Source organism: Actinomadura sp. HBU206391 (assembly GCF_014323665.1).
Lineage (GTDB): Bacteria > Actinomycetota > Actinomycetes > Streptosporangiales > Streptosporangiaceae > Actinomadura_C.
In genome coordinates this window covers 23875-46646 of the sequence record NZ_JABVEB010000030.1, presented here as the reverse complement: position 1 = coordinate 46646, position 22772 = coordinate 23875, and the positions used below count along the sequence as shown (strand labels likewise).

Sequence of the window (22772 nt, the reverse complement as noted above, 5' to 3'; positions counted from 1 at the left end):
TCGAGTGTGGAAGGTGTGTCGGGGTGGACGAGAAGGATCTGGGCGCGGATCTCGCGAATGTGCTGATCTCCGAGGACCGGCTGCAGGCCAAGATCCAGGAGCTGGCGGGGAAGATCGACGCCGACTACGCCGAGCGGGATCTGCTTCTCGTGGGCGTGCTCAAGGGCGCGGTCATGGTGATGGCCGATCTCGCGCGGGCCCTGCACTCGCCGCTGGCGATGGACTGGATGGCGGTGTCGTCGTACGGCTCGGGGACCAAGTCCTCGGGGGTCGTGCGGATCCTCAAGGACCTAGACGCCGACATCATGGGCCGGCACGTGCTGATCGTCGAGGACATCGTCGACTCCGGCCTCACCTTGTCGTGGCTGGTCAGCAACCTTCGCTCACGGGGACCCGCGTCCCTGGAGATCTGCGCCCTGCTGCGCAAGCCCGACGCGGTCAAGACCGAGGTCGACGTGAAGTACATCGGTTTCGACATCCCCAACGAGTTCGTCATCGGCTACGGGCTCGACTACTCGGAGCAGTACCGGAACCTTCCGTTCGTCGGCACCCTGGCACCGCATGTATACGGTGGAGCCACTGAGCCCACGCCTGGGGAACAAGAAGACCAGGGGCATCGTTAACACTCTGGAAGTGGGTACGTGGTGATCACCGGCTGCAGCCCCGCTGTCATCGGTGTACCTTCAGTATCCCGGCGGCAAACCGGGTAACCACTGGGGGAGACCGTCTCGGCGGGCCGGCATGGTCCGGTGAGTTCGCAGATGTTGGTCAGGAGGGACGGGCCCCTTACGGGGTTGCCGAATTCATGGACGTGAAGCGCTACTTTCGCGGGCCGCTGCTGTGGGTCCTGTTGTTCGGTCTTCTGGTGGCCCTTGTCATGTGGGGGGTCAACCCCAGCGGCTCCTACGAGAAGGCCGACACCGCCAGGGTGATACAGGAGATCCAACAGGGCAAGGTCCAGTCAGCCAAGATCGTTGACAAGGATCAGCGCATCGAGGTCACCCTGGTCGACAAGACCAAGAAGCAGCAGCAGGCCTCCTGGGTCGACGGCCAGGGCGTGAAGCTGCAGGAACTGCTCCAGCAGAAGTACGACGCTGGGCAGCTCAAGGGCGGCTACAACGTCGAGGTGCCCAAGCAGAGCTTCATCGTGAGCCTGCTGTTCAGCCTGCTGCCGATCGTCGTGGTCGTGTTGATCTTCCTGTTCATCATGAACCAGATGCAGGGCGGCGGCTCTCGCGTGATGAACTTCGGCAAGTCCAAGGCCAAGCTCATCACCAAGGACACGCCCAAGACCACGTTCTCCGACGTGGCCGGTGCGGACGAGGCGATCGAGGAACTGCAGGAGATCAAGGACTTCCTGCAGAACCCCGCCAAGTTCCAGGCCATCGGGGCCAAGATCCCCAAGGGTGTGCTGCTGTACGGCCCGCCCGGTACCGGTAAGACGCTGCTCGCCCGGGCCGTCGCCGGTGAGGCCGGGGTGCCGTTCTACTCGATCTCGGGTTCCGACTTCGTGGAGATGTTCGTCGGTGTCGGCGCCTCCCGGGTCCGCGACCTGTTCGAGCAGGCCAAGACCAACGCCCCCGCGATCATCTTCATCGACGAGATCGACGCGGTCGGCCGGCACCGTGGTGCCGGGCTCGGCGGCGGTCACGACGAGCGCGAGCAGACCCTCAACCAGCTGCTGGTCGAGATGGACGGCTTCGACGTGAAGGGCGGCGTCATCCTGATCGCCGCGACCAACCGTCCCGACATCCTCGACCCGGCGCTGCTGCGTCCCGGCCGCTTCGACCGGCAGGTCGTCATCGACCGTCCCGACCTCGAGGGCCGCAAGGGCATCCTCCGCGTGCACGGCCGGGGCAAGCCGTTCACCGATGACGTGGAGCTGGACGTCATCGCGCGGCGTACGCCCGGTTTCACCGGTGCCGACCTGGCCAACGTCATCAACGAGGCGGCGCTGCTCACCGCGCGCTTCGACCGTAAGCAGATCGACATGGCCACGCTCGAAGAGGCGATCGACCGCGTGATGGCCGGTCCGGAGCGCAAGACCCGGGTCATGTCCGAGTCCGAGAAGAAGATCATCGCCTATCACGAGGGCGGTCACGCTCTGGTGGCGCACGCGCTGCCGAACGCCGACCCCGTGCACAAGGTCACGATCCTGCCGCGCGGCCGGGCCCTGGGTTACACCATGACCCTGCCGATGGAGGACAAGTTCCTCACCACGCGCTCGGAGATGACCGACCAGCTGGCCATGCTGCTGGGCGGCCGTACCGCCGAGGAGCTCGTGTTCCACGAGCCCACGACCGGTGCGTCCAACGACATCGAGAAGGCCACCTCGATCGCCCGCAACATGGTGACCGAGTACGGCATGAGCGAGCGTCTCGGCGCCCGCCGGTTCGGCACCGGCGCCGGTGAGGTCTTCCTCGGCCGTGACGTGGGCCACGAGCGCGACTACTCCGAGGACATCGCCTCGGCGATCGACGACGAGGTGCGGCGCTACATCGAGTCTGCGCACGACGTCGCCTGGGAGATCCTGGTCGAGTACCGCGACGTGCTCGACGACCTGGTGCTGAGGCTCATGGACAAGGAGACCCTGTCCAAGAACGAGGTCCTCGACGTCTTCTCGCCGGTGAACAAGCGGCCGTTCCAGAAGTCCTACACGGGTTACGGCAAGCGGGTGCCGTCCGACCGGCCGCCGGTGCTGACGCCCAAGGAGCTCGCTCTCATGGGCCCCAAGGACGTACAGGATCTGACGTCGGGCAACGGGCAGGCCGGCGGGATCGGTGAGCCCGCAGTGGGCGATCAGGAGAAGAGCTGAGCCTGCGTTGGCGCGACCTGAAGACGAGTTCCCCGGCGGGGATCTGACCCCGCCGCTACCCGAGTTCGACCACGCGCGCATCGAGCGGGCGGTGCGAGAGATCCTCATCGCGATCGGGGAGGACCCCGATCGCGATGGGCTCCTCGACACGCCCGCTCGGGTCGCGCGGGCGTACGCCGAGCAGTTCGCGGGGTTGCGTCAGCGCCCCGAGGACGTCATGAGCGCCATGTTCGACGCCGATCATGACGAGATGGTCCTGGTCAAGGACATCGAGGTCTACTCCATCTGTGAGCACCACCTCGTGCCCTTCCACGGCGTCGCTCATGTCGGCTACACGCCCAACGAGAAGGGGCACATCACCGGGCTGTCCAAACTGGCCCGATTGGTCGACATCTATGCCCGTAGGCCCCAGGTGCAAGAGCGGATGACCAGTCAGATCGCCGACGCGCTGATGAAGGTGCTGGAGCCGCGTGGCGCTATCGTAGTGATCGAGGCCGAGCATCTCTGCATGACGATGCGCGGCGTCCGTAAGCCTGGCGCGAAGACCGTGACCTCGGCCGTACGAGGAGACTTCCGGGACTCCGAGAAGACCCGTGCGGAGGCCATGAGCCTCATCCTCCGCCGCTTCTGAGTCGCGTCGTCTCCGAGTCGCGTCGTTTCTCAGCTGGGGCTGCGGGTATTTGGGCCAGGCAGGCAGTCGGCATCTACGCTGACCGAATGTCTCGCTTTCGGCGGTAATGGATGCCAAGCTTTGGGGCCGTAACAGTGGAGACAGAGCGTGAGAAGTCCGCTCTCCAGAGTAAGGGCGAGAGCGCGGTCCACCGATCTCCGGACCGGCGGCGGCAGCGCCGCTGGGTGCCGGTCACGGCGGGCTGGCTGTGCTTCCTCATCGGCGTCCACGATGTGATCGGCGCGGTGGCCCCCGACTGGGACCCGCGCATCATCCGGATGACCGACATCGTTCCCGGCGTGCTCACCAACGTGGCCCGGGCGGCGACCGTCATCACCGGCCTGCTGCTCCTGCTGCTCTCCCACGCGCTCCGCCGGCGGAAGAGACGGGCGTGGCAGGCCGTCGTGGTCCTGCTGGCGGTCAGCATCATCTTCCGGGTGGCCCGTGACTTCGGCCCCGGGGAGCTGCTGATCCCGGCCCTGATGCTCGGCGCGCTGACGCACTACCGCAACGAGTTCTACGCCATCGGCGACTCCCGGACCCGCTGGCGGGCCATGTACGTCGGGCTGGGGCTGGTCGCCGGCAGTGTGCTCATCGGCATGCTGTTCATGTCGCTCAACGCCCGGCTGCTCGTCGGCGACAACTCCTACGCCGAGCGGCTCGAACACGTCCTGGTCGGCCTGATCGGCCTCAACGGCCCGGTCGACTTCATCCCGGGCCGCCGTGGCGAGTTGCTCCAGTACATCCTGTCCGGGCTCGGCCTGTTCACCGGTGTGGTGACCGTCTACCTGTTCCTGCGCCCCGCCGAGCCGTCACCTTCGCTGTCGGCCGACGACGAGGATCGCATCCGCGAGCTGCTGACCAGGCAAGGGGCCCGGGACTCCCTCGGTTACTTCTCCCTGCGCCGTGACAAGAGCGTCATCTGGTCGCCCACCGGCAAGGCGTGCATCACCTACCGGGTCGTCTCCGGCGTGATGCTGGCCGGAGGCGATCCGCTCGGTGATCCCGAGGCCTGGCCCGGGGCGATCAGGGCGTTCATGGACGAGGCCGACCAGCACGCCTGGGTGCCCGCGGTGATGGGCTGCAGTGAGGTGGGCGCCGAGGTCTGGTGCCGCGAAGGGCAGCTCGACGCCCTGGAGATCGGTGACGAGGCGTTCATCAACATCGACGAGTTCGGCCTGGACGGCCGCTCCATGCGCAATGTGCGGCAGATGGTGAACCGGGTGGCCCGGCAGGGCTACAAAGCGGAGATCCGCCGGGAGCGGGAGTTCTCCGCCGAGGAGCTCGAATCCCTGTGGGCCCAGGCCGACGCGTGGCGGGGTACCGACACCGAGCGAGGCTTCTCCATGGCGCTCGGCCGCGTCGGCGAGGAGGGCGACGGCGAGTGCGCGATCGCCACCGCGATCAAGGACGGGGAGCTGCACGCCTTCCTGCACTTCGTGCCGTGGGGCATCGACGGGCTGTCCCTCGACCTCATGCGGCGTGACCGCAGCACCCAGCCGGGTCTCAACGACTACCTCATCGTCGAGGCGATCAAGGCCGCGCCCGAGCTCGGCATCAAGCGGCTGTCGCTGAACTTCGCGGTCTTCCGGTCAGTGCTCGCGCGGGGCGAGCGCATCGGCGCCGGGCCGGTGCTCCGCGCCTGGCGGGGTCTGCTGGTGTTCCTGTCCCGTTGGTTCCAGATCGAGTCGCTGTACAAGTTCAACGCCAAGTTCGATCCGGTCTGGCAGCCGCGCTTCTTCGTCTACCCCAGCCTCAACGACGCCCCTCGCATCGCGCTGGCCGCCCTGGAGGCCGAGGCCTTCATCGTCTGGCCGCGGCTGCGGATTCCGGGCCTGCTCAAACGCCCGCCGAAGTCCGCGCGGCGCTGATCCGGTAGGTTCCGGCGCAGGCAGCGCCAGGTGTTCTGAGCAAGGAATAGGCTGATCAGTATGACCACGAACCACGCCGTGCCGGGCTTGCCGGATCCGGGGCATTGTCTGGTGATGGGCGTGGTGAACGTCACGCCCGACTCCTTCTCCGACGGCGGCGCGTGGTTCGACCACGACGCCGCCATCGCGCACGGCCTGCGGTTGGTCGCCGAAGGCGCCGACATCGTGGACGTGGGCGGAGAGTCCACCAGGCCGGGCGCCCAGCGGGTGTCGAGCACCGAAGAACTGCGCCGGGTCGTCCCGGTCGTGGCCGCGCTCAGCGCCGAGGGCGTGCACGTGAGCGTCGACACCATGCGGGCCGAGGTGGCCGAGGCGGCCATCACGGCCGGCGCTCGGCTGGTCAACGACGTGAGCGGCGGCCTCGCCGACCCCGCGATGCCACGGGTCGTCGGCAAGGCCGGCGTCCCCTATGTCGTCATGCACTGGCGCGGGCACAGCCATGACATGCAGACCCGCTCGGTCTATGACGACGTGGTCAGGGAGGTCGGCGACGAGCTGCGGCGGCGGGCCGACGCGGTCATCAGGGAGGGCGTCGATCCGTCCCTGATCATCCTTGATCCCGGACTGGGCTTCGCCAAACGGCCCGAGCACAACTGGGCGCTGCTCGCCCACCTGGACGAGCTGCTCCGCTTCGGCCCGCCCGTCCTCGTCGGCGCGTCGCGCAAGCGTTTCCTCGGCAGGCTGCTCGCGACGCCCGACGGCGCTCCCCGCCCCTTCCTCGACTGCGACGACGCCACGCTGGCGGTCACGGCGCTGGTCGCGGCCGCCGGGGCGTGGTGCGTGCGCGTGCACGAGGTACGGCCCAACGCGGACGCCGTACGGGTCGTGGCCGCCGTGGCACAGGGCGGGGCCGTGGACTCGATGCGATGAGCCTCATCACGGTCGACGCGGCCAACGCCGAGTTCTACGCCGCGTTCGAGGCGGTGGACCTGGACCGCATGTCGGCGGTCTGGGCCGACGGGCCGTACGCCGAGAGCGTGTCCTGCGTGCACCCGGGGTGGCCCTTGCTGCGCGGGCGCGGCGAGGTACTGCGGTCATGGGCCCTGATCATGGCGAACACGCCGTTCATCCAGTTCGTGCTCACCGACCTGCGGACCGAGATCCGCGATGAGTACGCCGTCGTCACCTGCTCGGAGAACATCCTGACCGCCGACGACGACACCGACGTGGGCTTCGCCGCCGGCGGCAGCGTGGTGACCACCAACATGTTCGTACGGACCGAAGGGCAGTGGCGGCTCTGGCTGCACCACGGCTCCCCGGTGCTCAATCGGATCGGGGACGGCGAAGAGTGAGCGCGAGGAGCGCGGCGCTGTCCGGACTGAGGAGCGCAGGGAGCGCGGCAGAACGGGCCGCCGAATGGGGCGAGGCAGAATGAGCCGCCCGAGCCGAGCGAGCAGAATGAGAGCGAAATGAGCAAAGATCGCATCGAGCTGCGCGGGCTGCGGGCCAGAGGGCGCCACGGGTGCCTACCTGCGGAGCGGGAGCTCGGGCAGGAGTTCATCGTCGACGTGTCCCTCGGCCTGGACGTCCACCCGGCCGCAGTAGACGACGATCTGTCCCGTACGGTCGACTATGGCACGCTGGCAGGTCGGTTGGTCGACGTCGTCGGAGGAGAGCCGGTGAACCTCCTCGAGACACTTGCCGAACGCCTGGCCGCCGTGTGCCTGGACGACGAGAGGGTCGAGGAGGTGGAGGTCACGGTGCACAAGCCCAGTGCCCCCGTGCCCCATCCCTTCGACGACGTGTCCGTGAAGATCTTCCGAACCGCGCGACGATGAACGGGAGCCGCCCATGACCGTGCCCAATCCGGCGCCTGATCGCACTCACACCGGTAGTCACATGCTGGTCCAGCACCGTACGGTGCTGTCGCTCGGCAGCAACCTCGGTGATCGGCTGGAGAACCTGCAGGACGCTGTCGACACGCTGTTCGACGCGCCGGGCCTGACCTTCGTCGCGCTGTCCCCGGTCTACGAGACCGCGCCCTTCGCCGCCCCGGGCGAGTCGATTCCCGAGCAGGGCGACTTCCTCAACATCGTGTTGGTCGCCGACACGCGGCTGACGCCCGAGACGCTGCTGGAGCGGTTGCTCAACATCGAGAACTCCATGGAGCGAATCCGCGAGCTCCGCTGGGGACCCCGCACCCTGGACATCGACATCGTCGTGTTCGGTGACGTCTCCTCGTCCGATCCGGGCCTGACACTGCCGCACCCGCGGGCGCACGAGCGCGCGTTCGTACTGGTGCCGTGGGCCGACGTCGAGCCGGACACGCTGCTGCCCGGACACGGCCGAGTGGGCGATCTCGCCGCCGCGATCGGTACGTCGGGGGTCATCCGCCGCGACGATCTGACCTTGCAGCCACCGGCGTGAGGGCGACCCGCCCGGCGCTCCTCGTCGGTCTCGTCGCCGGCATCGCCGTGATCACATGGGTGGTGCTCCGCTTCACGTACGTGACACTGCCGCCGCTGCCGTGGACGGCCGTGCCGACGCTGCTGCTGCTGGGCCTGGGCGAGGCCTTCACCGGCGTCAATGTCCGGGCGAGGATCAACCACAAGCCGGACACCAGGCCGGTGGAGCCACTCGTCGTCGCCCGGATGGCCGCGCTGGCGAAGGCGAGTTCCCACGCGGCCGCGGTGCTCGCCGGCGTCTTCGGCGGATTCCTGCTCTATCTGTCGGCGTCCTTGGACAAGGCGACGCCCCGGCACGACTTCTTCGTCAGCGGCGGTACGTTCCTCGCCGCCATCGTGCTGGTCGGCGCCGCGCTGTTCATGGAGTACGCCTGCCGGGTGCCGAGAGATCCGGACAACGAACGCGAGGGCGGCGCCTCGCGCTCCTGACCCCAAGGACCACCCGCGTTCCCACGCGCCTTCGCGCCGTCGGGGGTGGAGGTCGCTCTCCGTCGCGGGCGGTCACTTGTCGACGTCGCCGACGACGAAGAACATGGAGCCGAGGATGGCGATCATGTCGGCGACCAGGTTGCCCGGCAGCAACTCCGAGAGCACCTGGAGATTGTTGTACGACGCCGAGCGCAGCTTCAGCCGCCACGGGGTCTTCTCGCCCCTGGACACCAGGTAGTACCCGTTGATGCCGAGAGGGTTCTCGGTCCAGGCGTACGTGTGGCCCTCCGGCACCTTCAGCACCTTCGGCAACCGGACGTTGATGGGGCCGGGCGGCAGGTCGGCCAGCCGGTCCAGGCAGGCGTCCGCGAGGTCGAGTGAGGCGTAGACCTGATGCAGCAGGCATTCGAACCGGGCCAGGCAGTCGCCCTCGGTCCGGGTGACGACCGGTACGTCCAGGTCCTTGTAGGCCAGATAGGGCTCGTCGCGGCGCAGGTCGAAGTCGACCCCGGCGGCCCGCGCGATGGGGCCGGACACGCCGTACTGCAGGATCTGCTCGCGGGTCAGCACCCCCACGCCACGGGTGCGGGCACGGAAGATCTCGTTACCGGCGATGAGGTCGGCGATGTCGGCGGTGCCGCTGCGGACCTCGGCGATCGCGGTGCGCGCCCGGCCGAGCCAGCCGGCCGGCAGATCCTCCTTCAGCCCGCCGACCCGGTTGAACATGTAGTGCATCCGGCCGCCGGAGATCTCCTCCATGACCCGCTGCAGCTGTTCGCGCTCGCGGAACGCGTAGAAGATCGGGGTGATCGCGCCGACCTCCAGGGGATAGCTCCCGAGGAACATCAGATGGTTGAGCACCCGGTTGAGCTCGGCCAACAGGGTGCGGGCCCAGACGGCACGCTCTGGCACCTCCATGCCGAGCATCCGTTCGGCTGCGAGCACCACGCCGAGCTCGTTGGCGAACGCCGACAGCCAGTCGTGCCGGTTGGCCAGAACGATGATCTGGCGGAAGTCACGCACCTCGAACAGCTTCTCCGCGCCCCGGTGCATATAGCCGATGATCGGCTCGGCGGCGGAGATGCGCTCGCCGTCCAGGGTGATCCGCAGCCGGAGCACACCATGCGTCGACGGGTGCTGGGGGCCGATGTTCAGCACCATGTCCTCGGTGGCGAGTTCCTTGGCCCCCGCCCCGATCCCCACAGTGCGTTCGGTGCCGTGTCGGCCGGCCTCGCTCCGACCGGCGGCTCGGGGCGCTTCGAGGCGCTGGCTTCCCTCGTCGTATGCGGTCACGCTTCATCGTTGCATGACGGGATCTCGCGCGTCTCGGGCGCTTCCGGTTGACTAGGGCCGGTGAACGCGAGCCAAGGGGATCAGCCGCATCCGCCTGCCTTTGGACCGCCGGCTCAGGGCCGGCCGTCCGCGGCAGGTCCGCCAGGGCACGCCCAGACCCCGCGCGGCGGCCCGGGAGGGGCGCCCCTGCCGCCGCCCGGCAGGCCCGGCGTCCCCGGCGCTCCTAGTGCTCATGGAATGCCGGGAGGGCCGCTCGCCGAGCCGCCGAGGGGAAAGCCGGTGGAGCGTGCGTTCGCGCCCCCGGGCGGCCTGCCCTGGGCGCGCGTGTCGCCCCGCTTCACCTGGCACCGGCGGATCACCGTCCTGCTGACGGCCGTGCCGGTAGCGGCCGTCGGGGGCCTGATGGTCGCCACGATCGCCGGCACCATGGGTGCGCTGCTCTGGGTGCTGGCGGTGCTCATCTGGTGTGCCCTCGGCTGGATCGTCGCCGAGCTGGCCTACCGGTCGTGGGGTTTCGCTGAGCGCGCCGACGACCTTCTCGTCGTCCATGGCGTGTTCGTCAAACGGCTGGTCGTGGTGCCGTACGGGCGTATGCAGTTCGTCGACGTGACGGCGGGGCTGCTGGAGCAGTGGATGGGCATCGCCACCGTACGGCTGAACACCGCTGCGGCGGCCACTGACGCGCGCATCCCGGCCCTGCCCGCCGCCGACGCCGCCCTTCTGCGCGACCGGCTCGCCCAGAAGGGCGAGGCCAGGACGATGGGGCTGTGATGGGGTATGGCGCTCCCGGCGGTGGCGGCCATGGCGCACCCGGTGGGTACGGCCGGCCGAGGGGACCTGAACCGGGCGGCCTCGGCCATGTGCATCCCGGGCACCCTCCGTACCCGCCACCGGGGTTCGGAACGGGCTACGGCCCGCCCGCGCAGCCTCCGCCGGTGCACTTCTCCCATGGAGTGCACCGCCTGCACTGGGCGACCGCGCTGATCCGCGCGATGACGGTGTTCGTCATCTACCTCGTGATGGCGGGCCCGGTGGTGGTCAGCCCGGGCTCGGGCGTCAGTCCAAGTGAGCTCGGACTGCTCCTCATGGTGAGTGCGCCGTTCCTCCTGATCGCGATCATCGTGGGCGTCTGGGTCTGGTTGTCGCTGCGGTTCTGGATCGGCGGGGACGATCTGGTCGTCGAGACCGGCGTCCTGCGCAAGCGCAAGCGGCGCATCTCGCTCTCGCGCGTGCAGGCCGTCGACGTCGTACGGCCGCTCGTGACCCGGGCCCTGCGCCTGGCCGAGGTGCGGGTGGAGCTGGCGGGCGGTGACCAGGGCGAGATCTCGCTGCGATTCCTCGGCCGGGCCGCCGCACAGCAGCTGCGCGCGGAACTGCTCGCGCGTGCGGCCGGCCTGCCCGGGCACACCCCGGAGGCGCCCGAACGGCTGATCTGGCGGGTGCGGTTCGGCGCCCTGCTGGCCTCGCTCGTCCTCAAGGTGCCGGTCTTCGGCACCTTCGCGCTGTTCGTGGCGCTGCTGTCGGCGGGGTTCTTGTACTCCGAGCTCGGGGTGCTCGGGGGTGCCGTGCCGGCGCTGCTCGGCCTGCTGCGGGCCGTGGTCGCACCACTGGTGATCTACACCAACTTCACCGTGGCGATGTCGCCGGACGGGCTGCGGCTGCGGTACGGCCTGCTCGAGACGCGGATGCAGACGGTGCCGCCGGGACGCGTGCAGGCGATCCGGATCGTGGAGCCGTCGATCTGGCGATCCAGCGGCTGGGCCCGTGTCGACGTCACGGTGGCGGGTTACTCGGGGGAGCGGCAGGTGTTCTCGTCGGTGCTGGTGCCGGTGGCGCCGCGGGACGTCGCCTACCATCTCGTGGCCGAGGTGTTCCCGGGCACCGACATCAACGCCCTGCGGCTGATGCCCGCGTCCGGCCGGTCCTGGTCGCTGGACCGGCACGCCGCGGCGGGCGCCGACGACGTGGTGTTCGTGTCCCGCCGGGGGCTGTTCTGCCGTAGCACGGACGTGATCGCACATGCGCGGGCGCAGAGCGTGCGGCTGAGCGCCGGACCGCTGCAGCGGCTGCTGGGCCTCGGTACCGTCCATATCGACGCTCCGGCCGGCCCGGTGCAGGTGGCCGCGGTCAATCGCGACCTCGAGGAGGCGCGGATCATCATCGAGTCGACGGCGGAACGGGCGCGCGTCGCTCGCGCCCGAGGCGCCGACCGTACCCGCTGGGCGCGCTGACCCTCACGTCGGGGTTCGGCCGTCGCGGCCCGGTGGTCGCGTGTCGTGCTCGGGTGGCCGCTCGCGTGGGTTCTCCTAGATCACGGGTGAGGTTCGTGCGTGCGGGCACCGGGCCGACTGGCCTAGCGTGGCGGGGTGACAGATGTGGCTTATGACCCTTGGTCGCCCGATTTCGTGGCGGATCCCTATCCGGTGTACTCGGCACTCCGGGAGGAGGCTCCGGTCTTCTTCCACGAACCCACCCGGCAGTGGGTGATCAGCCGGTACGAGGACGTCAGCGCGCTGCTGCGCAGTCGCAGCGTCGGCCGCTCCTACCTGCACACGGCGTCGCACGAGGAGTTCGGGCAGCTCGCCGAGCCGGAGTTCCTGCGGCCGTTCTGGGACCTGATCCGGGCCGGCATGCTCGATGTGGAGCCCCCGACCCATACCCGCCTGCGGCGACTGGTCGCCAAGGCGTTCACCCCGCGGATGGTCGAGGGGCTGCGCCCGATGGTCCGGCGGCTGGCCGAGGAGCTCGCCGGCGGGCTCGTCGAGAGGGGCGGCGGCGATCTGCTCGCCGAGGTCGCCGAGCCGCTGCCGGTGACCGTGATCGCGGAGATGCTCGGCGTGCCGGCGGCCGACCGCCGTCTGCTGCGGCCGTGGTCGGCCGACATCTGCGGCATGTACGAGCTGAACCCGTCGCAGGACACGCAGCAGACGGCGGTGCGCGCGGCCACGGAGTTCTCCGAGTACTTGCGCGGGCTGGCCAGAGAGCGCAGCCGGGCCCCGCGCGAGGACCTGATCAGCGCCCTCGCCCAGGTGGTCGACGAGGGCGACCGGCTCACCGAGGACGAGCTCATCGGCACGTGCGTGCTGCTGCTCAACGCGGGCCACGAGGCCACGGTCAACTCCACCGGCAACGGCTGGTGGTCGCTGCTGCGCAATCCGGCCGAGCTCGACCGGCTGAGCGCCGACCACTCGCTGATCCCGAGCGCGGTGGAGGAGATCCTCCGCTACGACACGGCCGCCCCGATGTTCGAGCGATGGGTACTGGAGGACATCTCGGTCGCGGGCGTGGACATCCCGCGGGGCGCCGAGGTGGCGCTGCAGTTCGCCTCGGCCAACCGCGATCCGTCGGTGTTCGCCGAGCCGGACCGGCTCGACCTGGCCCGTGAGCCCAACCCGCACATCTCCTTCGGACTGGGGATCCACTTCTGCCTCGGTGCGCCGCTGGCGCGCATCGAACTCACCGAGTCGTTCGGCGCGCTGCTCCGCCTCGCCCCGGGTCTGGAGCTCACGGCCGAGCCGAAGTGGAAGCCGGGGTTCGTCCTGCGGGGGCTGACGGCGCTTCACGTGGCCGTCCCGTCGTCGTGAGGAGACCGGTTCAGGGGCTGGGCCCGTCTCTGGGACGGGCCCGCCTCAGGGCCGGTCCGTGTCGATCCGGGGCCTGTCTCAGGCCTCGGCGGGGTGCGCGCCGGTCAACGACTCCGGCAGCGCGGTGCCCACCGCCTGCGCCAGCCACCCGAATCCACCGAGGCCCAGCGGGTCGATCAGCTCGGCCTCCTCTCCGGCGGCGCACAGCGCGGCGACGTAGGCCTGCGGGTCCTGGTGGGCGAGTTCGATCGGCGGCTTGGCGCCGGTCACCCCGAGAGCACGCAGCGCGGACCGTTGCGTGGTCAGCAGCGTCGCGTCGGCGCCGGCCTTCACGCCGTGCGCGGCGCAGGCGTCCAGCGCCACGTGCGCGGTGATGTCACAGGAGCCGTCCGGCACCGGCGGCACCACATGACCGTCCCGGTAGCCGGTGAGGGTCCCGGTCGCAGGCCGTGACCCGCGCGAGTGGGCGTAGTCGACGGCCACCGCCACGCCGCGGCGCATGCGCCCGACCACCGAGCCCCAGGCGAGGCAACGCGGCAGTCCCACCTCGGCGCGGTCTCCGGGCTCGCGCAGCGGCCACCAGCGGTCCAGCCACTCGCGGTCGTCGTCGGCGGGCCGCTGGCCCGGCCGTTCGGCGCCGGTGGCGGGATCGACGAGCATGACCCGCGGCCCGCGCGGTGTCAGCTCCACCACGTCGAGCGGCACGTTGTCCAGCCACTCGTTCGCCACCACCATGCCGGTGATCTCGGCCGGCGGCTCCGCCCGCCAGGCGACCCCCGCGGGCAGCTCGTCCGGCCGGGGGGCGACCTCGACCGCCGTCGGGACGATCCGGGCGGCCAGGCCGGGGGTCACCGCGGCCATGATCTGCAGGGGCAGCCGGCCACAGCCGGCGCCCACGTCGACGAGGTCGACCCGCGGCGGGTGGCCGAGCGACGCGTCGATCTCGGTCAGCAGCCGGGCCAGGGCGCCGGCGAAGCGCGTCGAGGCGTGCACCGAGGTGCGGAAATGCGCCGTGGGACGCTCTCCGCGCCGGTAGAACCCCTCCTCGCCGTACAGGGCGCCCTGCATGCCCGCACGCCACGTGACCCATCCCACAGCGTGACGGTATCGCGGACGGGGCGTTCGCCATTCTGTGGTCGTACGGAGGTCCGACCGCAGGGGGATGTCGGCTGACCATGCCGAACGTACGCTGAAGCCGTGATCGCGCGTGCTTGGGCCTGGTGGCGCCGTAGGACGGTGCTCGTGGACTTCGCCATAATGCTGCCCGTTCTGGCGTGGTCGGCGTTGGTGTTCGGCGCTGCGCCCCCCGTCGGCCGAGACTACGGCGAGGCCTGGTACGTCGTGCTGACGCTCGCGCTGTGCCTGCCGCTGATCTGGCGGCGCCGGTGGCCGCGCGCGGTGTTCGTCATCGTGGCCGCGGTCTGCGGTGTGCAGTGGCTCGCGCACATCGCAGCACTGCCGGCCAACATCGCCATCCTCATCGTGCTCTACACCGTCGCCGCGTGGTGCCCGTTCCGCTGGGGCGTGGCCGCCGCGGTCGTTGCCGAGATCGGCGCGTTCATGGAGGTCACCCAGCAGTGGACCGGCCCCTGGCGCGAGATGCGGGGCCCGCTGCTGTTCCTCAGCGTCGTGGTGGGCGGGGTGTGGATCCTCGGGGTGTACATGAACACCCGCCGGGCCTACCTGCGCTCGCTCGAGGAGCGGGCGGCCCGGCTGGAGCGGGAGCGCGACACCCGGGTCCAGGTCGCGATGGCCGCCGAGCGGGCGCGGATCGCCAGGGAACTGCACGACGTCGTGGCGCACAACGTGAGCGTGATCGTCGTACAGGCGGACGGCGCGGGCTTCGCCATCGAGACCGACAGGGATCGGGCGAAGCAGGCGCTCGAGGCGATCTCGGCGACCGGGCGCACGGCGCTCGCTGAGATGCGACGGCTGCTCGGGGTGCTGCGAGAGAGCGACGACGCGGGCTCCTACGTTCCTCAGCCGGGCGTGGAGCAGTTGACCGACCTGGTCGACCAGATCCGCGCCTCGGGCCTGCCCCTTCGGTTCGAGATCGACGGGGTGCCGCGAGAACTGTCGCAGGGCCTGCAGCTGACCGTCTTCCGGATCGTCCAGGAGGCTCTGACGAACACGCTCAAGCACGCCGGGACGGGAGCGACCGCGGAAGTGAACCTGCACTACGGTGACGAGGCCGTCGAGGTACGGATCTGCGACGACGGGCGTGGCGCCGCCGCGCTCGACGACGGCCAGGGGCACGGGCTGGTCGGGATGCGTGAACGCGTGGCGATGTACGGGGGCGCCGCACAGGCGCGGCCGAGACCGGGCGGCGGCTGGGAAGTGGTGGCCCGGCTGCCCGTGCGAGATGGGGCGAGAACATGAGCGAGCACCTGACCGACGATGAGTACCTGGAGCGACGCCCGCCCATCCGGGTCGCGCTGGTGGACGACCAGGAGCTGGTGCGGGCGGGATTCCGCATGGTCCTGGACGCGCAGCCGGACATCGACGTGGTCGGCGAGGCGGGCGACGGGGCGCGCGCCGTGGAGCTGGTGCGGTCGACCGTCGCCGACGTCGTTCTCATGGACGTCCGGATGCCGCGCATGGACGGGATCCAGGCGACCAGGCTGATCAGTGCCGGCGGTCCCAAGATCATCATCCTCACCACGTTCGATCTCGACGAGTACGCGTTCGCGGCGATCAAGGCGGGGGCGAGCGGCTTCATGCTCAAGGACGCGGGCCCGGCGCAGCTCATCGAGGCGATCAAGGCGGTGCACTCGGGCGACGCCGTGGTGGCGCCGAGTACGACCCGCAGGCTCCTGGACCGGTTCGCGGTGCACCTGCCGGACGGGGAGCCGGTCGTGAGCGACGGCGCGCTCGGCACGCTGACGACCCGCGAGACCGAGGTGCTGCATCTGGTCGCCCGGGGCCTGTCCAACGCCGAGATCGCCGAGCGGCTGTTCGTCTCCGACGCGACCGTGAAGACGCATATGGGACGCATCCTGACGAAGCTCGACCTGCGGGACCGCGTGCAGGCGGTCGTCTACGCGTACGAGACAGGCTTGGTCAAGCAGGGTCATAACAGTCACGGTGAGTAACACATCCATTACCTTTTGATGACTGTTCGCGTTCTTCCTTGGGTGTTTCCGCAACCTACCGCTGAGTAGCCGAATAACTACCTTACGTAGCGCTTGCCCTGACGGCAGGCGCGGCTCAGCACGCATGAGCCGACAGGGACGTGAATGTCAGAACGGGCCGGGTCGTACCGGCCCAGACGCACGGGAGGATTCACATGCTCAGCAAGCTCGCCGCCACCGGCGTAGTGGCGGTCGCGGCCGCCGGCGCGATGATGATCGCCACGCCAGCGCAGGCCGACAACTTCACCCGGGGCGACCACTCCATCCTCGGGGGCAACCAGATCTTCGTTCCCATCTCGATCCCGATCAACGTGTGCGGCAACTCGGTCGCCGTCATCGGCTTCGCGGGCTCGGGATGCAAGGGCGGCGCGAAGGTGAAGGGGCACCACGGCTACTGACGGGCACAGCGCGCCTCGTGCGCGCTCCAGCACCGGAGCACCGGGCCGCACGGCGGCCCGGTGCTCCGTTTCTCGGTGCTCCGGTGTCTCGGCGACTCGGGTCTCGGGAGCTCTTCGGTGTTCCACGGCGGTCCCCGTGCGGGCTCGCGGCGGGTCGGAGCATGGGACGACCCGAGCGTCAGCCTCAGGTCGTACGCGCGGCTTCGCGGGTAACCGAAGATCGCACGAGAACGCCAGACGAGCGGGCGATGGCAGGAGCCCGGCGGATTCCTAGTGTTGGCCGCGTTGCTCGAATCCAGCGAGGAGTCCCACGTGACCGGCACTTTCACCAACGCGCCCGCAGAGGGGTTCACCCCGGGAGGGCCCGCGCGGCCCGATTCGCGCCCCGCCGTCTCGGCCTCGGGGGTGAGCAAGATCTACGGGGCGGGCGACGCCGCGGTGCACGCCCTGAGAGGGGTCACCGTGGGCTTCGCCCGCGGCGCGTTCACCGCGATCATGGGGCCGTCGGGTTCGGGGAAGTCGACGCTCATGCACTGCCTGGCCGGGCTGGACGTCGTCAGCAAGGGTTCGGTCGTCCTCGGGGACATCGAGATCACCGGGCTCGACGACCGCCGGCTGACCCTGCTGCGCCGCGAGCGGGTCGGCTTCGTCTTCCAGGCGTTCAACCTGCTCCCGACGCTCACCGCCGAGCAGAACATCCTGCTCGCCGTCGAACTCGCCGGCGGCAAGGTCGACCGCTCCTGGTTCGACCATGTCATCGAGGTCCTGGGGCTGCGCGACCGGCTGAAGCACCGCCCGTCGGAGCTGTCCGGAGGGCAGCAGCAGCGGGTCGCCTGCGCCCGCGCGCTGGTCTCCCGGCCGGAGGTCATCTTCGCCGACGAGCCCACCGGCAACCTTGACTCCCGGTCCGGCGCGGAGGTGCTCGGATTCCTGCGCGCCTCGGTGCGGGAGATGGGGCAGACGATCATCATGGTCACCCACGATCCGGTGGCCGCGTCGTACGCCGACCGCGTGGTCTTCCTGCGCGACGGGGAGGTCGTGTCCGAGCTGGCCGGACCCACCCCCGACCGCGTGCTCGACGAGCTCAAGCGGCTGGGGGCGTGATGCTGAAGACCTCGCTCGCGGGGCTTCGGGCCCGCAGGCTCCGGATGCTGCTCACCGCGCTCGCCATCGCACTCGGAGTCGCGTTCATCACCGGGACGTTCGTGCTCACCGACACCATGCAGGCCGGCTACGACCAGAAGTTCGGCTCCTCGGCCGGGAAGGTCGCGGTGGCGGTGCTTCCCGAGGGGTCGGGCGACCAGGCGCTGCCCGAGGGACTTCTGCGGAAGGTCCGGGCGGTCCCCGGGGTCACCGACGTCCACGCGACGGTGCGCGGCGACGCCCCGCTGCTCGGCAAGGACGGCCGTGCGTACGGCGACATGCCCACCATGGGGTTCTCGCTGCCGTCCACCGGCCCGCTCCAGCGGCACGAGGTCGTGACCGGCAGGGCTCCGGCCGCGGCTGACGAGGCGGTGCTCGACAAGGCCACCGCCGAGGCCACGGGCTACCGCACGGGCGACTCCATCAAGGTCCTCGACCCCCGGGGCGGCCCGCGGACCTTCCGGCTGGTCGGCACGGTCGAGCTCGCCCTCGACCGGGCCTACCGGGGCGCGGTCGGCTTCACCCCGGCCACCGCCACCGCGATGACCGGCGCCAAGGGCTACGCCGAGATCGACGTCGCCGGCCCGGTCTCCACGCAGGCCGTGGCCGCGGCCGTCGGCGGCCCGTACGAGGTGATCACCGGGCGGCAGCTCGGCGACCGGCTCGCCACGGCGAACGGCGCCGACACCAAGGTGCTGCGCATCGGCCTGCTGCTGTTCGGGCTGGTCTCCCTGCTGGTGTCGGCCATCGTCATCTACAACACCTTCGCCATCCTCATCGCCCAGCGCATGCGCGAACTCGCGCTGCTGCGCTGCGTCGGCGCCACCCGCAGGCAGGTCTTCGGCGGCGTCCTCGTCGAGGCGGCGGCGGTCGGCCTGGTCGGTTCGCTGCTCGGCCTCGCCATCGGAGCCGCGCTGGGGGCGGGGGCCATCGCGGCGATCGGCTTCTTCGGCGCGGACCTGCCCGCCGGGGCCTTCGCGCTCGGCCTCCGCACGGTGGCGGTCGGGCTGGTCGCGGGAGTCGTCGTCACGGTGCTCTCCGCCCTGCTCCCGGCCAGGGCGGCCACCAGGGTGGCGCCCGTGGCCGCGCTGCGCTCGGAGGCCGAGCCCGGCACCGGCAGGCTGCGGTTCGGCCCGTTCCGGATCGTGGTCACCGTGCTGCTCTGCGGTCTCGGATTGGGCCTGGCCGCATTCGGCGCCTTGGTCATGCCCGTGGGCGAGAGCGCGCTCGCGGTGACGGCACTCGCCGGAGGGCTCACGTTCCTCGGGGCGATCGCGCTGATGCCCGCCCTGGTACGGCCGCTCGCCCGGGTGATCGGCGCGATCCCGGCGCGGGTCGGATTGCCCGGCCGGCTGGCGATGGAGAACTCGCGGCGCGCGCCCAAGCGCACCGCGACCACGACCATCGCGTTGACCATCGGCGTCGGCCTGGTCACCCTCTTCGCGGTGCTCGGCGCGAGCGTGAAGGCGACGGCGTCGGACCGGCTCGAGCAGCAGTTCCCCGTCGACTACGCCCTGCGGTCCCAGCTCGGCAGCGACCGGACCATTCCCCGAGCGCTGGCCGAGACGCTGCGGGCCGCACCGGAGATCGGCTCGGTGACGGAGGTGCGGTGGGCCGACGGCGGGCTCGACGGTGACGATCGCAGCATCGGCACGGTCAGCGGGCCGGCCATCGGCAAGGTGGTCAAGCCGGAGATCGAGAGCGGGTCGTTCGCCGACCTGCGGACGGGCACCGTCGCCCTGCACCACAACGCCGCCGGCGGCCGCTCGGCCGGTCAGACCGTCGGGGTGACGACCCGGCAGGGCCCCAGGACCCTGAGGATCGCGGTGGTGTTCTCCGGAGACGTCCCGATGCCGGAGATCCTCGTGCCGGAGCGGGACTTCGACGCCTACTTCGGCGCCCTCGGCGACACCGCGATCTACCTCAAGGTCAAGGACGGCGTCGACGCGGCCGCGGCGCGGACGGCCGTCGACGCGGCCACGAAGGACCACCCGGCGGTCAATGTGGCCTCGGCGACCTCGATCAAGGACCAGTTCAGCAGGGCGATCGACACGATGCTCATGGTCTTCGGCGGGATGCTCGGCCTTTCCATCCTGATCGCGCTGTTCGGCATCGCCAACACGCTGACGCTGTCGGTGGTGGAGCGGACCAGGGAGTCGGCGCTGCTCAGAGCCCTCGGTCTGACCCGCCGCCAGCTTCGCCGGATGTTGTCGGTGGAATCCATGATCATGGCGTTGATCGGGGCCCTCACGGGTGTGGTGCTCGGCACACTGTTCGGCTGGGCCGCGACCCGGGCGATCTTGGAGGGGGCGCTCTTCCGGCTGCCGTACGCGCAGATCGTCGCCTTCGTGGCCATCGCCGCGCTGGCCGGCCTGATCGCCGCGGTCCTCCCCTCCCGCCGAGCCGCGAGGGCCTCCATTGTGGAGTCCCTGTCGTCGGAGTGAGCACGCACCGGGCATCGATCAAGGATCAGGGCACCTCCACCCGCCCTGATCCTTGATTGACACCGGGCGGCCGAGTGGCCGCGCCCGGGAGGAAGTAATCTGGTTCGCGCACGTCCGGTACCCCGGCAGAGGACTGGAACGCAGTGAACGCATTCGATGTGCCCTCGCCCCTACCCGCGGGCGGGGAACGACCCGAGGACCGGCCCGGCAGGCTCGCCGTCGGTGTGATCGGCGCGGGCCGGGTCGGCACGGCGCTGGGGGCGGCCCTCTCGCTCGCCGGCCACCATGTGGTGGCCGCGTCGGCGGTGTCGGAGGAGTCCCGGCACCGGGCCGCCGAGCGGTTGCCAGGCGTGGCCCTGACCGATCCCCAGGGCGTGGTCGCGGCCGCCGATCTGGTGCTGCTCACGGTGCCAGACGAGGCGCTGCCGCCGCTCGTGGCCGGGCTGATCGCCACGGACGTCCCGGTCGCCGGCAAGCTGCTCGTCCACACCAGCGGGCGGTACGGCGTCGGTGTGCTCGAGGCGGCCACGCGGGCCGGCGGGCTGCCGCTGGCCGTCCATCCGGCAATGACGTTCACCGGCCGCTCCGAGGACGTGAACCGGCTGGCCGGTATCGCCTTCGGCGTGACGGCGCCCGAGCCATTGCGGCCGGTGGCCGAGGCGCTGGTCGTGGAGATGGGCGGTGAGCCGGTGTGGATTCCCGAGGATCGCCGATCTCTCTACCACGCGGCGCTGGCCGGCGGCGCCAACCATCTGGTCACCCTCGTGGCCGAGCAGATGGACCTGCTGCGCAGGGCGGGGGTCGAGGACCCGGCGCGGATGCTGGGCCCGCTGCTCGGGGCCGCCCTGGACAACGCGCTGCGGCTCGGCATGAACGGGCTCACCGGCCCGGTGGCCCGCGGCGACGCGGGGACCGTGGCCGACCACATCGCCGAGCTGGCCAAGGTCTCTCCTGAGGGGCGACGGGCCTATGTCGCCCTCGCCCGGCTGACCGCCGATCGGGCGCTGGCCGCCGGGCTGCTCAAGCCTGCGGACGCCGAGCGCCTCCTCGAGGCGCTGGCGGATTGATGAGCGCAAGTGAAGGGACGCAGTGGAAGGGACGCAGATGGTGAAACCCCTTGTCGCCGAGACCCGTGAGGAGCTCGCCGCAGCGCGAGCGGGCATCCGGGACTGGCCCCTCGCGCTGGTGCCGACCATGGGAGCACTGCACGAGGGGCACCGGTCGCTGATCCGCCGGGCCCGTGAGATCGCCGACGTGGTCGCGGTCAGCATCTTCGTCAACCCGCTGCAGTTCGGCCCGGGCGAGGACCTCGATCGTTATCCCCGCACGTTGGCCGCCGACCTGCGGGCCTGCGCGGACGAGGGGGTCGACCTGGTGTTCGCTCCCAAGCCCGGGGTGATGTACCCGTCCGAGCCCGAGGTGCGGATCAGTTCCGGGCGGATGGGCGAGATCGTCGAGGGGATCCACCGGCCGGGTCACTTCGACGGCGTGCTGACCGTCGTCACCAAGCTGTTCAACCTGGTGCGCCCGACGCACGCGGTCTTCGGCGACAAGGACGCGCAGCAGCTCGCCATGATCCGCAGGATGGTCCGCGACCTCGATCTGCCGGTGGCGATCGTCGGCTGCCCGACCGTGCGTGAGCCGGACGGCCTGGCGCTGTCCAGCCGCAACCGCTACCTGTCCGAGGCCGAGCGGCGCACCGCGCTGTCCCTGTCGGCCGCGCTCGGCGCCGGCGCCGAGGCGGTCGCCGAAGGCCCCGAGGCGGTCGTACGGGCGGCGCAGGCGGTGCTGGACACGGCCGCCAAGGCCGATCCGCCGCTGTCGCTGGACTATCTCTCGCTCGTCGACCCGGCCACGTTCACCGACGTCGACGCCCTCCATGCCGGCCCGGCCGTGCTCGTCGTCGCGGGCCGGGTCGGAGCCACCCACCTGATCGACAACATGCCCCTGAGCCTCCCGGCGGCGGTGACCGACGCGGCCGGCGCGGCGCGGGGTGCCGTCTTCTCCACGAAGGACTCCTGATGTTCCGCACGATGTTCAAGTCGAAGATCCACCGGGCCACCGTTACCCAGGCCGACCTGCACTACGTGGGCTCGGTGACCATCGACCGGGACCTCATGGACGCCGCCGACCTCCTGCCGGGCGAGCAGGTGCACATCGTCGACATCGACAACGGCGCCCGGCTGGAGACCTACGTCATCGCGGGCGAGCGGGGCACCGGCGTGATCGGCATCAACGGCGCCGCCGCCAGGCTGGTCCAGCCGGGCGACCTCGTGATCATCATCAGCTACGCGTCGATGAGCGACGCGGACGCCCGCGCCTTCGAGCCGCGAGTGGTCCACGTCGACCGTACGAACAAGATCATTCAGCTCGGGTCCGACCCGGCCGAGCCGGTGCCGGGCACGGACCTGATCCGCGGCGACGCCGTCCCGCATGGGGCCCGTGGGGTTGGGACGGGTGTGCCGGACGGGTCGCCGGTCGGTGGCTGACCCCGGGCTCGGGTCCCGTGGCCCTCGTGGGTTAATGTCA

Annotated in this window: 22 protein-coding genes; 20 read left to right on the top strand and 2 right to left on the bottom strand. The window is 70.5% G+C overall.

Annotated elements, in window-relative coordinates; genetic code table 11:
• Nucleotides 1–23: 23 nt before the first annotated feature.
• The 9 genes from hpt (at nucleotide 24) to HKK72_RS13250 (ending at nucleotide 8250) form a co-directional block, all read left to right on the top strand.
• On the top strand, nucleotides 24–623 hold the full coding sequence (gene hpt, locus HKK72_RS13290) for a hypoxanthine phosphoribosyltransferase (protein ID WP_187234631.1): 600 nt from the start codon (nucleotides 24–26) through the stop codon (nucleotides 621–623).
• A 182-nt stretch (nucleotides 624–805) separates the two neighbouring features.
• A complete protein-coding gene (gene ftsH / locus HKK72_RS13285; protein ID WP_187234630.1) occupies nucleotides 806–2815 on the top strand; it encodes an ATP-dependent zinc metalloprotease FtsH in 2010 nt (669 codons plus the stop codon).
• A 7-nt stretch (nucleotides 2816–2822) separates the two neighbouring features.
• The gene (gene folE, locus HKK72_RS13280; protein WP_187234629.1) at nucleotides 2823–3446 is read left to right on the top strand and encodes a GTP cyclohydrolase I FolE; all 624 of its coding nucleotides are present in this window, start codon (nucleotides 2823–2825) and stop codon (nucleotides 3444–3446) included.
• Nucleotides 3447–3580: 134 nt separating this feature from the next.
• Nucleotides 3581–5356 (top strand): phosphatidylglycerol lysyltransferase domain-containing protein, encoded by a 1776-nt coding sequence (locus HKK72_RS13275; RefSeq protein WP_187234628.1) that lies wholly within the window; start codon nucleotides 3581–3583, stop codon nucleotides 5354–5356.
• 60 nt (nucleotides 5357–5416) lie between these two features.
• A complete protein-coding gene (folP, locus tag HKK72_RS13270) occupies nucleotides 5417–6286 on the top strand; it encodes a dihydropteroate synthase (RefSeq protein ID WP_187234627.1) in 870 nt (289 codons plus the stop codon).
• Entirely contained in the window at nucleotides 6283–6708 is a 426-nt protein-coding gene (locus HKK72_RS13265; RefSeq protein ID WP_187234626.1) for a nuclear transport factor 2 family protein, read from the top strand. The genes folP and HKK72_RS13265 overlap by 4 nt, the downstream gene beginning before the upstream one ends.
• Before the next feature lie 117 nt (nucleotides 6709–6825).
• Complete coding sequence (gene folB, locus HKK72_RS13260) at nucleotides 6826–7194, top strand: dihydroneopterin aldolase (protein ID WP_187234625.1); 369 nt, start codon at nucleotides 6826–6828, stop codon at nucleotides 7192–7194.
• 13 nt (nucleotides 7195–7207) lie between these two features.
• Nucleotides 7208–7783 carry a 2-amino-4-hydroxy-6-hydroxymethyldihydropteridine diphosphokinase gene (folK, locus tag HKK72_RS13255; RefSeq protein ID WP_187234624.1) on the top strand — a complete coding sequence of 192 codons (576 nt, stop codon included), beginning with the start codon at nucleotides 7208–7210 and terminating at the stop codon, nucleotides 7781–7783.
• Nucleotides 7780–8250, top strand: coding sequence for a DUF3180 domain-containing protein (locus HKK72_RS13250; RefSeq protein ID WP_187234623.1), 471 nt, complete (start codon nucleotides 7780–7782; stop codon nucleotides 8248–8250). The genes folK and HKK72_RS13250 overlap by 4 nt, the downstream gene beginning before the upstream one ends.
• A 72-nt stretch (nucleotides 8251–8322) precedes the next feature.
• Here the strand turns inward: HKK72_RS13250 and HKK72_RS13245 are convergent, their stop codons facing one another.
• A complete protein-coding gene (locus tag HKK72_RS13245; protein WP_187234646.1) occupies nucleotides 8323–9411 on the bottom strand; it encodes an NADH-quinone oxidoreductase subunit D in 1089 nt (362 codons plus the stop codon).
• Between the two features lie 411 nt (nucleotides 9412–9822).
• Between HKK72_RS13245 and HKK72_RS13240 the strand changes: the two genes are divergently transcribed.
• The 3 genes from HKK72_RS13240 (at nucleotide 9823) to HKK72_RS42130 (ending at nucleotide 13127) form a co-directional block, all read left to right on the top strand.
• Nucleotides 9823–10314, top strand: a complete 492-nt coding sequence (locus tag HKK72_RS13240) for a PH domain-containing protein (protein WP_315987223.1) — start codon at nucleotides 9823–9825, stop codon at nucleotides 10312–10314.
• A 164-nt stretch (nucleotides 10315–10478) separates the two neighbouring features.
• Complete coding sequence (locus HKK72_RS13235) at nucleotides 10479–11774, top strand: PH domain-containing protein (RefSeq protein WP_315987222.1); 1296 nt, start codon at nucleotides 10479–10481, stop codon at nucleotides 11772–11774.
• 135 nt (nucleotides 11775–11909) lie between these two features.
• Nucleotides 11910–13127 (top strand): cytochrome P450, encoded by a 1218-nt coding sequence (locus tag HKK72_RS42130; protein ID WP_315987221.1) that lies wholly within the window; start codon nucleotides 11910–11912, stop codon nucleotides 13125–13127.
• A 78-nt stretch (nucleotides 13128–13205) separates the two neighbouring features.
• On the opposite strand, the gene HKK72_RS13225 is transcribed toward HKK72_RS42130, so the two are convergent.
• Entirely contained in the window at nucleotides 13206–14222 is a 1017-nt protein-coding gene (locus HKK72_RS13225; RefSeq protein WP_315987220.1) for an SAM-dependent methyltransferase, read from the bottom strand.
• Between the two features lie 102 nt (nucleotides 14223–14324).
• Between HKK72_RS13225 and HKK72_RS13220 the strand changes: the two genes are divergently transcribed.
• The 8 genes from HKK72_RS13220 to panD all read left to right on the top strand — a co-directional run bounded on the left by HKK72_RS13220 (nucleotide 14325) and on the right by panD (nucleotide 22732).
• Entirely contained in the window at nucleotides 14325–15506 is a 1182-nt protein-coding gene (locus HKK72_RS13220; RefSeq protein ID WP_315987219.1) for a sensor histidine kinase, read from the top strand.
• Nucleotides 15503–16219 carry a response regulator transcription factor gene (locus HKK72_RS13215; RefSeq protein WP_187234621.1) on the top strand — a complete coding sequence of 239 codons (717 nt, stop codon included), beginning with the start codon at nucleotides 15503–15505 and terminating at the stop codon, nucleotides 16217–16219. Before HKK72_RS13220 ends, HKK72_RS13215 begins: the two co-directional genes overlap by 4 nt.
• A gap of 194 nt (nucleotides 16220–16413) precedes the next feature.
• Entirely contained in the window at nucleotides 16414–16656 is a 243-nt protein-coding gene (locus tag HKK72_RS13210) for a chaplin (RefSeq protein ID WP_187234620.1), read from the top strand.
• 405 nt (nucleotides 16657–17061) lie between these two features.
• Complete coding sequence (locus tag HKK72_RS13205) at nucleotides 17062–17760, top strand: ABC transporter ATP-binding protein (protein WP_315987224.1); 699 nt, start codon at nucleotides 17062–17064, stop codon at nucleotides 17758–17760.
• Entirely contained in the window at nucleotides 17760–20243 is a 2484-nt protein-coding gene (locus HKK72_RS13200) for an ABC transporter permease (RefSeq protein ID WP_187234618.1), read from the top strand. The genes HKK72_RS13205 and HKK72_RS13200 overlap by 1 nt, the downstream gene beginning before the upstream one ends.
• A gap of 143 nt (nucleotides 20244–20386) precedes the next feature.
• Nucleotides 20387–21310 (top strand): Rossmann-like and DUF2520 domain-containing protein, encoded by a 924-nt coding sequence (locus HKK72_RS13195; protein ID WP_315987218.1) that lies wholly within the window; start codon nucleotides 20387–20389, stop codon nucleotides 21308–21310.
• Nucleotides 21311–21347: 37 nt separating this feature from the next.
• On the top strand, nucleotides 21348–22265 hold the full coding sequence (panC, locus tag HKK72_RS13190; protein ID WP_187234617.1) for a pantoate--beta-alanine ligase: 918 nt from the start codon (nucleotides 21348–21350) through the stop codon (nucleotides 22263–22265).
• Complete coding sequence (gene panD, locus HKK72_RS13185) at nucleotides 22265–22732, top strand: aspartate 1-decarboxylase (protein ID WP_187234616.1); 468 nt, start codon at nucleotides 22265–22267, stop codon at nucleotides 22730–22732. Before panC ends, panD begins: the two co-directional genes overlap by 1 nt.
• Nucleotides 22733–22772 lie beyond the last annotated feature (40 nt).

Coding starts and splice junctions, on each gene's coding strand:
- ftsH (WP_187234630.1), top strand. CDS start 806: ATGGACGTGAAGCGCTACTTTCGCGGGCCGCTGCTGTGGGTCCTGTTG.
- folP (WP_187234627.1), top strand. CDS start 5,417: ATGACCACGAACCACGCCGTGCCGGGCTTGCCGGATCCGGGGCATTGT.
- HKK72_RS13265 (WP_187234626.1), top strand. CDS start 6,283: ATGAGCCTCATCACGGTCGACGCGGCCAACGCCGAGTTCTACGCCGCG.
- folB (WP_187234625.1), top strand. CDS start 6,826: ATGAGCAAAGATCGCATCGAGCTGCGCGGGCTGCGGGCCAGAGGGCGC.
- folK (WP_187234624.1), top strand. CDS start 7,208: ATGACCGTGCCCAATCCGGCGCCTGATCGCACTCACACCGGTAGTCAC.
- HKK72_RS13245 (WP_187234646.1), bottom strand. CDS start 9,411: ATGGTGCTGAACATCGGCCCCCAGCACCCGTCGACGCATGGTGTGCTC.
- HKK72_RS13215 (WP_187234621.1), top strand. CDS start 15,503: ATGAGCGAGCACCTGACCGACGATGAGTACCTGGAGCGACGCCCGCCC.
- HKK72_RS13210 (WP_187234620.1), top strand. CDS start 16,414: ATGCTCAGCAAGCTCGCCGCCACCGGCGTAGTGGCGGTCGCGGCCGCC.
- HKK72_RS13200 (WP_187234618.1), top strand. CDS start 17,760: ATGCTGAAGACCTCGCTCGCGGGGCTTCGGGCCCGCAGGCTCCGGATG.
- panC (WP_187234617.1), top strand. CDS start 21,348: ATGGTGAAACCCCTTGTCGCCGAGACCCGTGAGGAGCTCGCCGCAGCG.
- panD (WP_187234616.1), top strand. CDS start 22,265: ATGTTCCGCACGATGTTCAAGTCGAAGATCCACCGGGCCACCGTTACC.